Here is a 15,065-nt window from a genome sequence, read left to right as displayed (position 1 = left end):
TGGCTGCTCCATCGTCTGGGACCTATTTAGCCCTGATCTCGGCTTATTTGTACGACGGCTGCTTCGAAATCCGCTCGGGAATAACATCGCAGGAAATGATGTCCTCCAGCTTCTCGCGCTTGACGACAACGTCGCTGGCGCCGTCCTTAACGAAGACGACCGCCGGACGGCGAATCCGGTTATAATTGCTGGCCATAGCGTAATTATACGCTCCCGTGCAGGCTACTGCGAGGAGATCTCCCGGATTTGCCTTAGGCAGCTCCAGATCCCAAATGAGCATATCCCCGCTCTCGCAGCATTTGCCGGCAATCGATACCGTCTCTTCATTTGCGTCGTTGCCCCGGTTCGCCAGCATGGCCTCGTATTTGGAATCGTACAATGCCGGGCGCGGATTGTCGGTCATTCCGCCGTCGACGGCAACGTATTTGCGCACGCCGGGAATATCCTTGGCGGAACCGACCGTATATAGCGTCGTACCCGCATCGCCGATGATGCTCCGGCCCGGCTCTACCCAAATTTCGGGCAGCTGCGCATAGACCTCGGCGAAATGTTTCTTCACTGCATCCGTGATCGCTTTGACATACTCGGACACCTGCAGCGGGTGATCCTCCTCAGTATAACGAATGCCGAAGCCTCCGCCCAGATTGATCACCTTGAACACTACCCCAAGCTTCGCTTTAACGTCTGCAGCGAATTGAGCCACGCGCTCAACAGCCAGCTCAAAGCCCTCCACCTCAAAAATCTGCGAGCCGATATGCGAATGCACGCCGAGTAAGCGAAGATTCAAGCTGCCGGAAGCAAGCTCAACGGCCTCCTTGGCCGAGCCGTTTCCGATATCGAAGCCGAATTTCGAATCGGTCTGTCCCGTCGAAATAAATTCATGCGTATGAGCCTCCACGCCCGGAGTGACCCGCAGCAGAACGTTCACCGCGACCCCCTTGTCCGCCGCGATCGCCTGCAGCATATGCAGCTCCGTGAAATTGTCGACGACGAAGCAGCCAATGCCCGCAGAAATGGCCATTTCCAGCTCCTCCGGCGTCTTATTGTTGCCGTGGAAGTGAATCCGCTCCACGGGGAAGCCTGCCTGCAACGCCGTGTACAGCTCCCCTTCCGAGACGACGTCCAGCGACAGCCCCTCTTCCTCCACGACTCTGCACATCGCCATCACGCAAAAAGCCTTGCTCGCATAGGCTACCTGGAACGGCAGGCCCGATTGCTGGAATGCATCCATATATTCGCGGCATCTTTGCCGGACAAGTGCTTCATCAACGATGTAGAGCGGTGTACCATACTGCTGCTTCAAATCGACCGTATCACAGCCGCCGATTTCGAGATGCCCTTTGGCATTAATTTTACTAGTACCGTGTAAATACATTTAGCACTCTCCACTTTCAATTTTTACACCAGTATAGCAAACATTAGGTGAACTGAAAAATGGATTTTTACGACGATCATTTGTATTTTTCGACGGACAACCTTTTTCCCTACTCCTGCCGCGGCATCCGGGTTCGATCCCTCGCCTTGTTGAAGGACGGCCTTTGCTTAGAGGTCATGACCGGCAAACGGAACAAAATAGCCGCCATTGCCTTTGCATTAAACGGAATAAATGGCCATAGATACGAGGAATTATAGGAGCGCCGAAGCGTCAGCCATATGATGAAAGCCGTAATGCCGACAACCAGTCCCGGCCCGCCAAAGACTGCAACAGCGACGATCAGCCCCAGCCGGATCACCCGATTGGCGAGCCCAAGCTCATAGCTTGGCGTGGCAAACATCCCAATCGCCGCGACAGCCATATACAACACCACTTCATTGACGAACAGCCCCGTCTTAACAGCAATGTCCCCGATCAATATCGCAGCGATCAGGCCCATGGCCGAGGCGAGCGGCGTTGGCGTATGTACAGCGGCCATTCGCAGCAGATCGACCCCAAATTCGATCAGCAGGAACTGAGCGATCAGCGGAATTTTAGCCTGGGTCTGCGGACCGATGAATGCCAGGGATGCCGGCTTAAGTTCGGGATGTATAACCAGCAGCAGCCATAACGGGAGCAGGAACAATGAAGCGAAGATGCCGGCAAACCGCACCCAGCGCAAATAGGAGCCCATAAACGCCGTCTGCCTGTTCTCCTCCGCATGCTGACACAAATCGAAGAAGGTCGTTGGAAAAATAATCACACTGGGCGACGTATCGCTAAACAGAGCGACCCGCCCCTCTAGAATATGCGAGGCTACAACATCCGGCCGCTCCGAATACCGGACCAGCGGGTACGGATTCCAGCCCTTGCGCACGATAGCTTCCTCCAGCTGCTTGTCCGCGAGAGGGATGCCATCAATATTAATCGATGTAATCTTGTCACGCACGGATTCGACCTGGGTCTTGTCCACGATGTCATCTATATAAGCAATACAAACATCGGTCTGCGTTCGGCGTCCTACCTTATGCATTTCGAGGACTAAGCCTGGATCGCGAAGCCGCCGGCGCACAAGGGTGACGTTCGAGAGCAAGGTTTCCGTAAAGCCGTCTCTCGCTCCACGAACGACGCGCTCCAGCGACGGCTCCTCAGGGCTCCGTACCGGATAGGAGCGGGTATCCATCACCAGGGCCTCGTGCTCGCCCTCAATGAATAAGGCGCTCATTCCGCTTAACACCATCGTGATGACATTGCTTAGTTTATCGATTTTTTTAACTTGAAAATGCGGAATGTAGAGGTCGAAAAAAGCATGCAGCGCCCCGGAGGACAAATTATCGGGTGACAGATACGTCAGCCGCTTCAGAATCTCCTGCAAAACCTCTTCCTTCGCAAAGCCGCTGATGTAGAACAGACCTGTTCGCGTCTCTCCGAAGGTCATTTCCCGAAAGTCAACGTCAAAGCTCTTTCCGAGTCCCACGACCTCCTCAAGCGTCTTCTTCGTCGTATCCAGATTCTCGCTGATCCTGCCGCTCTTCTGCCAATAGACGACCGACTCCTCAATCGTGTCGGAACGCTCGTTCTCCACCTTCATCTTCCGCAGCTCTTTATCCTCTTTGTCCGGATCTTGCAGCATACCGTCCGACTCCTCGGCGGAATTCTCTTCCGGGTAAGGAATGAAATCCGGCTTCTCCTGCGGATATTCGCGATGCTCCCGGTCCGTCATATACTATACCTCCCTGCCCTGAGCTGGCCTCAAGCTCCTTCGAGCTAAGGCGAATACACAAAAAACTCAAACAAAGATCCGGCTACCTTTCCAAAAACCATAGCCAGTAGCAACCCCAGCAAATAATGCTGCATGCGCAGTCTCTTGGCGAGAATCGGCAGAACATTCAGCACCTCGGTTAAAGCCGCGGCAAGCATGCCGATGAACACGCCGCTCAGCAAGCCGACAAAGCCGCTGATCAGCCAAGGGCCGTGCATATGCCATTGATAGAAATCGGCCAATGTCCCGACGAGCGCTCCGCTGACCATCGCGCCCTCGTACCAATGCACCTTGTCATAGGAACTGGTTACCTGAGCCAGCCTGGGAATGACGTCAAGCACGATGAAGAGGGCAATGATTCCTCCCCCCACGGCAATGCCGCCGGCCAGGCCCAGGAAAATGAACACCGCCGCTGACCAAGGTGAAATCAAGGCTTGTTCGCCTCCCGTCCCGCCGCTTGATGCATTTTCTTGTATTCCTCGGCAATGACGAATTGATCGAGGTTTTCCTGGTAGAGATGCATCTCCACCTCAAGCGGAGTAGGCTCTTCATTCCATTTCTTCTTGAACAGATGATTAAAGAACAGCACCATTCCGAAGCCGATTCCAACGGAATAAGCCCCTTGGAACAAGTAGGGATGCTCGTCGCGCTCCCCCGTAATCATCTCGACGATCCGCACCTGCACCGCCTGCATGCTCACGTCGGCATGGAAATTCATGATCGTCAGAGCCGAGCCAAAGAACAGCAGCAGCCAAACGAGGATAAACAGGAGCAGGAGCGGCCTTTTCTCCTTGCCGACCATCTCCACCAGCACCTGGGGCTCGCCGACATACTCCACCTGAATATCCGGGATGCTCTCCTGGATATGCTCAATAATATGCAGCATGTCGATCAGCACGAGATTCCCGTCCCGCTCCCGCGGCTGCTTCAGAATCATATCCAGAAGCCTAGGCTCCAGGCTGGAATCCGCAAGTACGCGAGCCACGTCGCCAAGCCGTATAGCCTGGCCAAGCGGCAGCCTGACATGCTTGCGAAGCTGCAAATAGATTATAGCGGAGCCCTGTTTCATCCTAACACCTCTTTCCAGGACGAATTGTCCATAGTATGCCAAGGGGACAGCAGCTTTACTCGCTAATCAAGATTCCTCGGCCGGCCTCGGTCTCCTTGAATATGCGCCAAATGCAGCAAGCAATGGCCTGGCCTTCGGCTGTCCCCAAAAAAGCAAAACGGCTCCCGGATATAACCGGAAGCCGCTTGCATGCAGCCTTTCTCGCCAACCGCCCACTTCACTGAGCGATTTGATCGCGGATGTTCTGCAGTATTTTTTTCTCCAGCCTCGACACCTGAACCTGGGAAATACCAAGCCGGGTCGCCACCTCAGACTGGGTCTGATCGCGGTAATAACGCAGGTACACGATCAGCCGCTCCCGGTCGGAAAGGCCATGTATCGCCTCATGAAGCGCCAGCTTGTCGAACCAGCGCTCCTGGGACTCATCGGCGATCTGATCCATCAGGGTGATAGGATCACCATCATTCTCAAACACCGTCTCATGGATCGAGGTCGGCGGTTTATTCGCCTCTTGCGCAAATACGACATCCTCCGGCGTCAGGCCGAGCTCATCAGCCACCTCCTTGACCGTTGGCAGACGATTCAGCACCTTGGATAGTTCATCCTTCTTCTTGCGGACCTTGTTCGCCATCTCCTTCAGCGATCGGCTGACCTTGAGCGTCCCGTCATCACGGAGAAACCGCTGGATTTCCCCGATAATCATCGGTACGGCATAGGTGGAAAATTTGACATCATAGCTGAGATCGAATTTATCCACTGACTTCAGCAGGCCGATACAGCCGATTTGAAACAGATCCTCGGGCTCATAGCCCCGATTCATAAACCGCTGCACAACCGACCAGACGAGGCGAATATTGCAGTTCACAAGCCGGTCTCGGGCACCATGGTCCCCGGACTGGCTCAGAGCGATCAACCGCTTCACTTCGGCATCGTCCAAAAACTCTCTTGAGGTTTGCTTCACATCAGCATCCATAGATCCAACCCCTAATTATATAAAGCTTTCTTGGATACAATCCTCTTCTTCATCCGAATGGATGTGCCGCCGCCCATCTCGCTCGTCACGTCGAACTCGTCCATGAAATTCTCCATGATCGTAAAGCCCATGCCCGAACGCTCCAATTCCGGCTTGGACGTGTAGAGGGGCTGCTTGGCAAGCTCTAGATCCTCGATTCCCCGGCCCTTGTCCTCGATAACTATCGTAACGGTGTCTCCCTCAATCTGAGCCGAGATCGTAACAATTCCCTCGGGATCGTTATCATAGCCGTGAATGATGCAGTTCGTAACCGCCTCGGACACCACGGTCTTGAGATCCGTGATTTCATCCATGGTAGGGTCAAGCTGCGAGACGAATGCCGCCACCGTTACCCGGGCAAACGATTCATTCTCCGATCTTGCAGCAAATTGCAGCGTCATGAAATTGCTTGCGGCCTGGTTCATAATGCAACCTCCAATTCAGAGAGCGCAGCGCTCTCATTCTCGTAAATGCTCATGATTTTGAACAGTCCCGACATTTCGAACAGCCGGTAAACCGAACGGTTCATGCCGCATAGCACCATTTTGCCGCCTTTATGCTTGATCAGCTTGTATCTGCCCAAAATGACGCCCAGGCCGGAGCTGTCCATAAATTCCAGCGACTCCAGGCTGAGCACAAGATGACGGCAGTCCCCCCGCGCAAGCTCCTCATCCATTCGCATACGGACATCATCTGCCGTATGGTGGTCCAGCTCTCCGTGCAAACGCACGATCAGCGTCTCGCGGTGTCTTACCATTTCCACATGTAAATTCACGTCTGTTCACTCTCCTCCCTGACATGAAGACAACAATTCGATAACCCGGAAGGGAATTCCTTCCCCCTGACAAAACTAGAAGAAAACCCCTATGAATCTACAAAAAAGAGATGCGAGGCCGCTCGTTTGAACATCGTCCACCAGCCGGCTTTATCGATATCGACCGGTGATTTCAGCTGGAACTCGGTAATGAGCTTATCCTCCTGATAAACGATCAGCTTCCCGATATTCTGCCCTTTCTTGATCGGAGCAACCAGCTTGTCCGGCACCTCCAGCTTGTGAGTAATGCTGCCCGGTGCCGCTCCCTTGTTGACCAGCACGTTCAGTTGGCGGGCAGCAGCCAGCTCTAGCATCGAAGACTGTCCCTTCTGAATTTTCACCTTCCCGATGACTTCGCCCGCCTTGTAAATCGGCAGCAGGGCATACTGGGAGAAGCCATAATCGAACATCGCGGATACCTCGCTGTTGCGAGTCTTTGTGTTCGGTTCGCCCAGCACAACGGCGATTAACCGAAGCCCGTCTCTTTGCGCTGTAGCCGCCAGACAGAATTTGGCCTCCGACGTATACCCGGTCTTCAGGCCGTCCGCCCCGCTATAAAATCTGACAAGCTTATTCGTGTTAACGAGCCAGAACGGCTTTTGCGTATTCTGCCGCAAGTAATCCTGATAGGCCCCCGTGTATTTTGTAACCTCTGGATATTTCAGCAGCTCACGGCTCATAATGGCGATATCGTAGGCTGAGCTGTAGTGGCCCTCAACCGGCAAGCCATTGCAGTTCTTAAAATGCGTATCCTTCATTCCAAGCTCCGCGGCCCGCTCATTCATGAGCCGGACGAAGGCCTTCTCCGATCCGGCGATCTTCTCGGCGATGGCCACGGAAGCATCGTTCCCTGACGCCATGGCGATGCCTTTAAGCAGCTCGTCCACGGTCATTTGCTCGCCTGGCTCCAGGAAAATTTGCGAACCGCCCATCGACGCCGCGTGCTCGCTTGTCGTTACTTTGTCCGTCAGCTTCAAGGTGCCTTTTTCGATCGCCTCCATCGTCAGCAGCATCGTCATAATTTTTGTAATACTGGCGGGTGGCAGCTTCTCATGGCTTTTCTTCTCGTAAATGATCGTTCCCGTGTCCGCATCCATCAGAATGGCGGAGTTGGCATTTTGCGCTAGCAGAGCATCCCCTTCCTCATGTGTTCCGTCTGGAGCGGCAGACATTGCCGCCGGCCAGGCAGAGAAGGTTAGCAGCAGCGAAATACTCCATATTAACAACCGCTTGCTCAAGGAATAGTCCCCCTTCAACAAATTTTACTAAATATTGGATTCTGCTAACCTAGTATCGGCGAAAAAAAGCCAGGATATTCCTGTGGAATCAAAAAAACAGGACGCCCGGCGATCAAGCTTGATCGTCTGGGAGCCCTGCTTATACGTGAAATAGAGTAATAGCAATATATTTTTTACAGCTTAGGGATAATTCCAAGTACGAGGTTCAGGAACTTCTCGCGAACCCGATCCGTCGTTTCGATGACTTCCTCATGCGAGAGCGGCTGATCGAGAATGCCGGCAGCCATGTTGCTGATGCAGGATATGCCCAGCACCTCCAGGCCTGCATGTCTAGCTACAATAACCTCCGAGACCGTGGACATGCCTACGGCGTCCGCGCCCAGGGTGCGGAACATACGGATCTCTGCGGGGGTTTCGTAGGAAGGCCCCAGCAAGCCGACGTAAACGCCCTCCTGCAGCGGAATCTCCTTATCGCCAGCGACCTGCTTGGCAATCTCGCGCAGCCGGCGGCTGTACGCCTCCGACATGTCCGGGAAGCGGGCGCCGAGCTCAGGATCATTCGGCCCTGTAAGCGGATTTCTGCCCGTCATATTGATATGATCCGAGATTAGCATCAAATCCCCGGGCTTGTACGAGGTGTTGATGCCCCCTGCCGCATTTGTAACGAGCAGCTTCGCTACGCCAAGCGCCTTCATGACGCGCACCGGAAAAGCCGTCAGCTCCGGACCGTAGCCTTCATACATATGAAAGCGCCCTTTCATGAGAATGACGGGAGTTCCCTGCAGAGTGCCGATCAGCAGCTCGCCGGCATGCCCCTCTACCGTAGACTGGGGAAAATAAGGGATATCCTGGTAGGCTATGCTGACGGCCCCTTCAATTTGATCAGCAAGCACGCCAAGACCTGAACCGAGGATTAAGCCGATCTTCGGCTGTACATCGGATTTCGAGCGGATATAGCCCGCTGCTTCCTGAATCATGCCTTGCGTTAAAGTCGTTGTCATTGTGTATGATCTCCTTTACATCGATAATCTTGCTTCAATCAGGCAAGGCGGGTAAGGCTTAACCCTCCCCATTTACTTGGACGCCTGCCTGCTCCCCCGGGGATGAAATGCGTCATAAACGGATTTCAAATTGGGCTTGCGATGGCTTAAGTACTTTTGTACGGTGACCATATCGGCATGGCCGAGCATTTCCTGCACTGACTTTACGTCTGCTCCGCCTTCAAGCAAATGCACAGCGAAGGAATGCCTGAGCGTATGCGGCGTAATATCCGTTGCGATTCCGGCCTCCCTGCCGTACTTCTTGATGATCTTCCAGAAGCCCTGCCGCGTTAGCCTGTCGCCCCTTGCATTGGGGAACAGCGCCTCGCCCCCGGACACACCCAGCAGTACCGGACGGCTCTCCGCCATGTAACGCTCCAGCCATTCCGCCGTCACGGTTCCCATGGGAATGATCCGCTCCTTCCCGCCCGAGCACCGCACGAATTTCATGGACGTATCCACGTCCTGAACGTTCAGCGCAATAAGCTCGGACACGCGAATGCCTGTAGCATAGAGCAGCTCCAGCATCGCCTTGTCGCGCAGCCCGGAGGCTTGCGACAAATCAGGCATGTCCAGAAGCAGATCCACCTCGGCCACAGTCAAGGTTTGCGGCGGTGATTTGTCGATTCTTGGCGATTCAATCCAGCTCCCCGGATCCTGATCCAAGAGCCGCTTCTGCTGCAAATATTGAAAAAAGGCCCGCAGCGACACCGCAGATCTGGCGATGGTTGCCGGGGCTTTGCCTGCATTGCCGAGCATGGCGAAATACAGCTTCACCCCTGCCCGGGTCAGCTGCCCAGGCTCCGCCACCCCACGCTCACGCAAATAGTCGACGAACTGCTCGATGTCGCGCTTATAGCACTCCGTCGTAGCCGTGCTTAATCTTTTGTGATCAGCCAAATAACCCATAAATGGGGCTATGTACTGCTCCAAATTCGCAACCCCATTTCCTAGTTTATTCTCCGTACCAATAGAACAGCTTCAATCGCTCTGCCATATACTCAAAACCATGGCCGTTCCCGGGCCCCGTCTTAAACGCCTTTACGGCAGAGCCATTCGGTATGCGGTATTTATCCGCCGGAATCAAATAGCCGCCAAACGCGCTCATCACCTTGTACAGCAAATAAGCCAGGGCGATGAACAGCAGGATGAACTTCACGCTGCGCAGCCATTTTCGAATAGAGATGATCATAAGCCCTCCCTCTTTCTTTACCCGAACTCGCGTACCTTCCAATCTAATCAAAATGGACAGGCGCCTTATCCTTAGTATATTGAGGAGATGAGGGGATTATGTAGCCATGATTCTTATAAGCCCTATGATCTTAAAAAAGCCCCTCACAGCGCGGAGGCCATGCGGAGCTTTAGATGCGGACTTAAGATTTCTTATTGCCGGATTCTGGATTGTTGTCGTTCTTGTCTTTGCACCGATAACAAATCCCGTGGAAATCCAGTCGATGATCGAGCACAGTGAAGTTAAATTCCTTCTCCAGCCGTTCTTCCAGTGGCCCTAGCCAATCCTCGCGGATTTCGTCCATGGCACCGCATTGTACGCAAATAAGGTGATGGTGATGATGTTTACTCGTGTCGGTTCTCAAATCGTAACGGGCCACGCCGTCGCCAAAGTTGATTTTCTCCACGACATGCAGTTCGCTTAGCAACTCCAAAGTACGGTACACGGTCGCCAGACCGATTTCAGGAGCTATATCTTTGACGAGCATGAAAACATCTTCTGCACTAAGATGATCGTCTTCGTTCTCGAGCAGTATCCGTACCGTAGCTTCCCGTTGGGGGGTCAATTTATAACCCTGGGATTGTAACTGCTGCTTGATTTTATCGATCTTTGCTTCCATGTTCTCCCTCCCCCAGGAATCGCCGCTCATTGATCTAATATCTACAATCGCTTCTTTCATTATAGGGGGAGTCAATCAACAAAGTCAAACATTTTACTAGAGTTCCAGGCTCGATTCAAGCATTGGGGCCACCCATCCCGTCATATGCATTTTTCCATACAATTTCACGCAGCTTTTTTTTGTCCATTTTTTTAGTGGATACAGATGTAAATTTGAATTTTCCTCGGTATAGCTTTGTGACCCTACTCATTATAGATAAAGACTACACTTTTTTGCGAATGGGATTCGCTTATGTGTCTTGGTTGAAAATGGGCGTATATTAAAAAAATCTATAAACCTTTCAACTAACGGACACGATAAATAAAGATAGCGGCAAACTAAGGCTATTCAGCATCTTAGTTTGCCGCTATTTTGAATACTCTCAAAACATTAAGATCTTTCTCTTAGCCTCATGCCCAACACTTGTTATGCTTTTTATGCTTTTTATGCTTTTTACACTTTACAATGACTTTTTGTCCAGGTTTGAGGACAATAACTTTTACCTTATGATGATGTCTTTTCATAAGAACTCCTCCCTTCGAAGAAGATACTCCATACTATGCAAATTTTTAAAAATGAACTGGATTAATATTCTAACTTCTCAGAATTCCGCATCATCCCCTGCTCAAAGAACCCCATCATATTTTAAAACATACTCATGTAGGATACGCTAACCGAAGCAGAGGCCGTTTTGCCGACTATGATGGCGCATGTTAGTCACGATGGCGCAAAGACTGCGCTTAAGATATACATACATATAACAAAAAATTAAAAAAAGATGCCGCCCAAAGTGAAAATTCACTTTGGGCGCATCCTTGACTCCAGAAGAAACGCAGTAAATGTGATTTTTTCGTGATTTTATCGTTCTTTAAACAGTCATAAAACCAATAGTACAAGGCTCTCTACTACATTATAGGAGTAACCCATCCCATCATAACCGGGGTTACCCACGTTTCGAACGAGGAGGCGGCGATCATAACCGCGCCCAGAGCCAGGGTCAGCCCCGTATAAGTGATGAAGGGCTTGGCCGCGCTTCCGCTGCGGCTCATGAGCACTCGGCTGCGGATAATATTTAGCGAAAAGCCAATGGCAGCCACACTCCCGATCAGGATCACGGGAATTACAAGCAGATTGTGCGGGGCTACGGATACAAGGGCGAACAGCAGCCCTTTCCAAGTAAACTGGCCTACGAGGCAGCCGACAGTAAACCCGATCAGCACCCCTTTCAGGAAATCCAGAATAAGAATGCCGGGAAGGCCGATTACGGACAGGCCCAGTAGCCAGATCAAACCAAGCCATTTCAAATGGAGAATGGCAACATCCCAGAATGCCACCGGATGAAAATCGGCTCCTCCCTCGTTGACGGATATGAAGAAATTGCCCAGGTAACGGGACAAATCCTCCTGCTGCTCGAACGTAAGGGCATTAACCATCAGAGCGCCGAATACGACCCCCATCAGAAAAAGCACCGATACAAACACATATACAGGGGTCTGATCCTTAAGCGCATATCGAAAAGGCCGAATCATGCAGGCATACTCCTTTCCAGGTTCACATTGTTTACCTCGGGCAGTCATCCCTTAAAGTAAAAATATGAACAAGCCTGCTTCCATATGCCCTATTGGTCAAATCCTTTCGATGTATCGACCTTGCCGTACGTACCGCCGCCGCCCGAGCTTAAGGCCAGGCGCCCAGCGCGGGCCGCGCCTATGCGTTCCGCTAATTCAGCACCGACAATCCCGGCCAGCTCCTGCTCGGAAACCCGGTGCAAAATGTTCATTTCCGTGCCAAACGTCCGCAGCAGAGCTTCGAATTTAGCCGGGCCTAGCCCAGGGATAAATTCTAGCGGAACCTGATAATGATACGGCGGCCGGTGCGCAGGAACAGCCGGCTTAGTCCGGTCCGCAATCGAGCGGATTCGATCCTGAACGCCGCGAACAAGCTTCGTTGAGCCGCAATACGGGCAGCATTCTACTGCTGCGCTCGCCTCATCGATAATATAATTGCACCCGCCGCAGAAAGTCCGATGATACTTGCCTAGCCGCGGATTCAGCCCGTAATTCGCCGCAACCCTTCTGCCATCCGACTGGCCCAGCGCCTTCTCAAATTCCCGGTAACTCGGCTTCGCAATCCACAGCTCATTGTATTCCCTGCCGATTTTCCCCAAAGAATGGGCATCCGAATTGGTCAGAATCGTGTAAGGGTCCAGCTCGCTGATCAACCCCGCCATCTCGCTGTCCGCGCTCAGTCCCAGTTCAACCGCGCTAATCAGCTCAGGATTGAGCACCTGCTCCATTCGCGGCGCACAGCTGCCATAGATGCTGCGATGAGGAGTGAAAATATGCGCCGGAATGACCATGCCGCCCCGGCTGTATACCTCCTGCTGCAGCTCGCGGGCCGGGACGCAAATGCGCTGCGAGCTCAAATGCACGTTCTTCATATGCCTGTCCAGCCATTGGGTGAAGGATTTCATCTCCTCCAGCCCGGGATAAAAAACGAGCAAATGAGCCGGACCCATCCCCGGCTCGCGGATTTCAAGCTCACAACCGAGCAGGATCGTCGTGCCACCGTAAGCAATTCCGCCATCCTGCAGCTCCTTCATATCTCCGGACCGCAAGTAATCATCGATATCCCGCTGCACGCCGGGGGAATGGCAGTCGATAATCCCGATGAGAGAAATGCCTTTGCGTTCCTCCGCTTCCTTTGCAATATTGCCGAAAGTCAAATTTCGGCTGCCGCTGATCTTAACCGGCTCCCCGGCGTTTGTCCGCCCGATATGGACATGAAGATCGGCGTAATACGTATTCAATGAACCGTTCGAACCCTTGTTTATACTGGCGTCTGTGTCTGCATTTGCATTTGCACGGTTACCCCTGACTGCGTCCTTGTCGATTGCGGCTGCTTCAACAGTCCGCTTACGGGCGGGATCCATATCCGTACGTGAATTCAGCCGTGCTTCGCTGTCAGCCATCCTTATACCTCCTGGCTGGCGGCTGCCCTGGCCAGCCTCTGCTGCCAGATATAAACGGCCAAAATCGTCTTCGCATCCGAAATTCGGCCCTCTGCCATGTATTGCTGCGCCTCCTCAAAGCTTGCCTCAATGATCTCCAGGAATTCATCCTCATCCGGCGAAGGCTCACCCGGCGTTAAGTCCTCCGCCAAATAGAGATGAATGATCTCATCGGCAAAGCCAGGCGACGTATAGAACGAATGCAGCAGGGACAGCTTGCTGCAGCGGTATCCCGTCTCCTCTTCGAGCTCCCGTCTTGCCGCCTCCAGCGGATCCTCGCCCTGCTCCAGCTTGCCGGCGGGGATCTCCAGCTCGCAGCGGCCCAGCGCTTGGCGATACTGATCGACGAGCAGCAGCCGCCCATTGTGGACGGCAAGAACCGCCACGGCGCCTGGGTGCTTGACGATTTCGCGCTTGCCCTCCGAGCCGTCAGGAAGGTGCACGGTATCCACCTGCAGAGAGATCACTTTTCCCGTAAAAATATGCTCCGTAGATACAGTAGTTTCTTTCAATTTATCATTTGATGATGTCATGGATATCCTCCCTAATGATCACTATCATAACTTGTCCATATTGAACATATGGTGTTATTATACCAAACCCGAACAAGGAGGGCACCGCTGATGAAGAGCTACTTCTCAGACAATTCTCTTCGCGCCCAGGGGAAAGCCTGGCAAATCCGCATTTTGCTTAACCAATGGCAGAAGCAATCCGGCCCGGCCAGCAAGGTCAAGGATTTTATCGCATCTCGAAACCCCGGCCATGCGAGGGGGGATCGGCCGTGAATAAGAATGAGCTGTGCGAATCGCCTAGAGTGCACAAGCACGCCCCGGTAACAGAAGCCCAGGCTGTGAAGCAGCTATTGCAGCTGGGATTAAGCCTGAGGAGAACTAATAAAATCAGCGATGACGAAATCGCTTCTGCGCTGCGCAACCAAATTGAAGAGGAAATGCTGTCTGGCGGCGGTAAGCTGCTCATTCGCGTGCTGCACCAGCTCGGGGCTTACTCCAGCGCTTATGCCTTTTTCTCGAAGGAACTGCTGCTGGATGAGCAAATGCAGCTGATCTACGCCGAAATCCTGATCCGGTCGGGCGATGCGGAGCAAGCCTCCTCCTTCATCAAGGATTGCCTGGACAAGCAGGCTCCAAGAAATGGACAAGCTTCAGAGGATGTTGACTATCGCGGTCAAATGGGCCAGCTGTCCGATCTCTGTCAGCTCCTGAGCCAGAATGGAATCGAGGAGGATCGGGACCAAATTCCCCTGTACCGCCTAGCTGAACTCATCCGCCTGGCCGGAAAGCTGGGCCATCCCGGCCTCGCCTTGAAGCTCGCTGCCTCTGACACTGATCTGCAATGTCTTCTTGTTGATGCTCTGTATCAGGAAGGCTGGACCGATGAAGCTCAGCAGTTGTTGTCTCTCCTGCCTGACCCCCTCTCTCTCGGCTCGCAGCACCTGCACCTCCAGGCTGCCTTCATTTCGGCCGAATTGCTCCACGATGAAGGCCGCTACATGGAGGCGAGACGCATCTTTGATGCGCTGATCCGGCGGGCACCTGAGATGGCCCGAGCGCGCTTCGGCGCGGCTTCCTGCTGCCTGCACGAGACGATGGACAACTTGTTCAGACGAATGGAGCTGTATCATCCCGCTGACGAGGAGCAGCGCAAAATCAATAAGTACCTGGATACGATTCAACAGTCCCTGCACATTCTAGAGCGGTCAAATTGGCATACCGCATGGGGCCCTGCACAACAGAGAAATCTGGGAATCCGTGGAACGAAGCGAATGAGTTAATTGCCAAAAAAAGGTGTCCATAGAC

17 protein-coding genes are annotated in these 15,065 nt (G+C 53.0%); 2 read left to right on the top strand and 15 right to left on the bottom strand.

The genetic code is table 11. The annotated features are described in order from the left end of the window. Nucleotides 1–43 precede the first annotated feature (43 nt). The 15 genes from lysA to BN2762_RS14815 all read right to left on the bottom strand — a co-directional run bounded on the left by lysA (nucleotide 44) and on the right by BN2762_RS14815 (nucleotide 13,781). Nucleotides 44–1,375 (bottom strand): diaminopimelate decarboxylase, encoded by a 1,332-nt coding sequence (gene lysA / locus BN2762_RS14885; RefSeq protein ID WP_055107719.1) that lies wholly within the window; start codon nucleotides 1,373–1,375, stop codon nucleotides 44–46. Between the two features lie 109 nt (nucleotides 1,376–1,484). Next, on the bottom strand, nucleotides 1,485–3,137 hold the full coding sequence (locus BN2762_RS14880) for a spore germination protein (protein WP_055107718.1): 1,653 nt from the start codon (nucleotides 3,135–3,137) through the stop codon (nucleotides 1,485–1,487). A 44-nt stretch (nucleotides 3,138–3,181) separates the two neighbouring features. Then, nucleotides 3,182–3,607, bottom strand: coding sequence for a stage V sporulation protein AB (locus tag BN2762_RS14875; RefSeq protein ID WP_055107717.1), 426 nt, complete (start codon nucleotides 3,605–3,607; stop codon nucleotides 3,182–3,184). After that, on the bottom strand, nucleotides 3,604–4,245 hold the full coding sequence (locus BN2762_RS14870) for a stage V sporulation protein AA (protein WP_055107716.1): 642 nt from the start codon (nucleotides 4,243–4,245) through the stop codon (nucleotides 3,604–3,606). Before BN2762_RS14870 ends, BN2762_RS14875 begins: the two co-directional genes overlap by 4 nt. 217 nt (nucleotides 4,246–4,462) lie before the next feature. Further along, a complete protein-coding gene (sigF, locus tag BN2762_RS14865; protein ID WP_055107715.1) occupies nucleotides 4,463–5,218 on the bottom strand; it encodes an RNA polymerase sporulation sigma factor SigF in 756 nt (251 codons plus the stop codon). A gap of 11 nt (nucleotides 5,219–5,229) precedes the next feature. Then, complete coding sequence (spoIIAB, locus tag BN2762_RS14860) at nucleotides 5,230–5,682, bottom strand: anti-sigma F factor (RefSeq protein WP_055107714.1); 453 nt, start codon at nucleotides 5,680–5,682, stop codon at nucleotides 5,230–5,232. Beyond that, nucleotides 5,679–6,032 carry an anti-sigma F factor antagonist gene (spoIIAA, locus tag BN2762_RS14855; protein ID WP_055107713.1) on the bottom strand — a complete coding sequence of 118 codons (354 nt, stop codon included), beginning with the start codon at nucleotides 6,030–6,032 and terminating at the stop codon, nucleotides 5,679–5,681. The genes spoIIAB and spoIIAA overlap by 4 nt, the downstream gene beginning before the upstream one ends. Before the next feature lie 89 nt (nucleotides 6,033–6,121). Continuing rightward, nucleotides 6,122–7,309, bottom strand: coding sequence for a D-alanyl-D-alanine carboxypeptidase family protein (locus BN2762_RS14850; protein ID WP_055107712.1), 1,188 nt, complete (start codon nucleotides 7,307–7,309; stop codon nucleotides 6,122–6,124). A 173-nt stretch (nucleotides 7,310–7,482) separates the two neighbouring features. Continuing rightward, the gene (locus BN2762_RS14845) at nucleotides 7,483–8,310 is read right to left on the bottom strand and encodes a purine-nucleoside phosphorylase (protein ID WP_055107711.1); all 828 of its coding nucleotides are present in this window, start codon (nucleotides 8,308–8,310) and stop codon (nucleotides 7,483–7,485) included. A gap of 72 nt (nucleotides 8,311–8,382) precedes the next feature. After that, nucleotides 8,383–9,282, bottom strand: coding sequence for a site-specific tyrosine recombinase (locus BN2762_RS14840; protein ID WP_055107710.1), 900 nt, complete (start codon nucleotides 9,280–9,282; stop codon nucleotides 8,383–8,385). Between the two features lie 22 nt (nucleotides 9,283–9,304). Then, the gene (locus tag BN2762_RS14835; protein ID WP_055107709.1) at nucleotides 9,305–9,541 is read right to left on the bottom strand and encodes a DUF4227 family protein; all 237 of its coding nucleotides are present in this window, start codon (nucleotides 9,539–9,541) and stop codon (nucleotides 9,305–9,307) included. A 181-nt stretch (nucleotides 9,542–9,722) separates the two neighbouring features. Then, nucleotides 9,723–10,199 carry a ferric iron uptake transcriptional regulator gene (gene fur / locus BN2762_RS14830; protein WP_055107708.1) on the bottom strand — a complete coding sequence of 159 codons (477 nt, stop codon included), beginning with the start codon at nucleotides 10,197–10,199 and terminating at the stop codon, nucleotides 9,723–9,725. A 944-nt stretch (nucleotides 10,200–11,143) separates the two neighbouring features. Next, nucleotides 11,144–11,764, bottom strand: coding sequence for a stage II sporulation protein M (gene spoIIM / locus BN2762_RS14825; RefSeq protein WP_055110080.1), 621 nt, complete (start codon nucleotides 11,762–11,764; stop codon nucleotides 11,144–11,146). Nucleotides 11,765–11,856: 92 nt separating this feature from the next. Further along, on the bottom strand, nucleotides 11,857–13,209 hold the full coding sequence (locus tag BN2762_RS14820) for an endonuclease Q family protein (protein WP_230202521.1): 1,353 nt from the start codon (nucleotides 13,207–13,209) through the stop codon (nucleotides 11,857–11,859). Between the two features lie 2 nt (nucleotides 13,210–13,211). Beyond that, nucleotides 13,212–13,781: an NUDIX domain-containing protein gene (locus BN2762_RS14815; protein ID WP_055107707.1), complete on the bottom strand. Its 570-nt coding sequence runs from the start codon at nucleotides 13,779–13,781 to the stop codon at nucleotides 13,212–13,214. 90 nt (nucleotides 13,782–13,871) lie between these two features. Here BN2762_RS14815 and BN2762_RS26190 point away from each other — a divergent pair, with 90 nt between their 5' ends. Together BN2762_RS26190 and BN2762_RS26545 are read left to right on the top strand one after the other, a co-directional pair. After that, nucleotides 13,872–14,033 carry a Z-ring formation inhibitor MciZ gene (locus BN2762_RS26190; RefSeq protein WP_074048636.1) on the top strand — a complete coding sequence of 54 codons (162 nt, stop codon included), beginning with the start codon at nucleotides 13,872–13,874 and terminating at the stop codon, nucleotides 14,031–14,033. Beyond that, the gene (locus BN2762_RS26545; RefSeq protein ID WP_055107706.1) at nucleotides 14,030–15,040 is read left to right on the top strand and encodes a tetratricopeptide repeat protein; all 1,011 of its coding nucleotides are present in this window, start codon (nucleotides 14,030–14,032) and stop codon (nucleotides 15,038–15,040) included. The genes BN2762_RS26190 and BN2762_RS26545 overlap by 4 nt, the downstream gene beginning before the upstream one ends. Nucleotides 15,041–15,065 lie beyond the last annotated feature (25 nt).

The organism is Paenibacillus ihumii (assembly GCF_001403875.1).
In the GTDB taxonomy this organism is placed as follows: Bacteria; Bacillota; Bacilli; order Paenibacillales; family Paenibacillaceae; genus Fontibacillus; species Fontibacillus ihumii.
The sequence above is the reverse complement of the archived record's forward strand: the minus strand, read 5'-3'. Positions and strand labels throughout refer to the sequence as shown.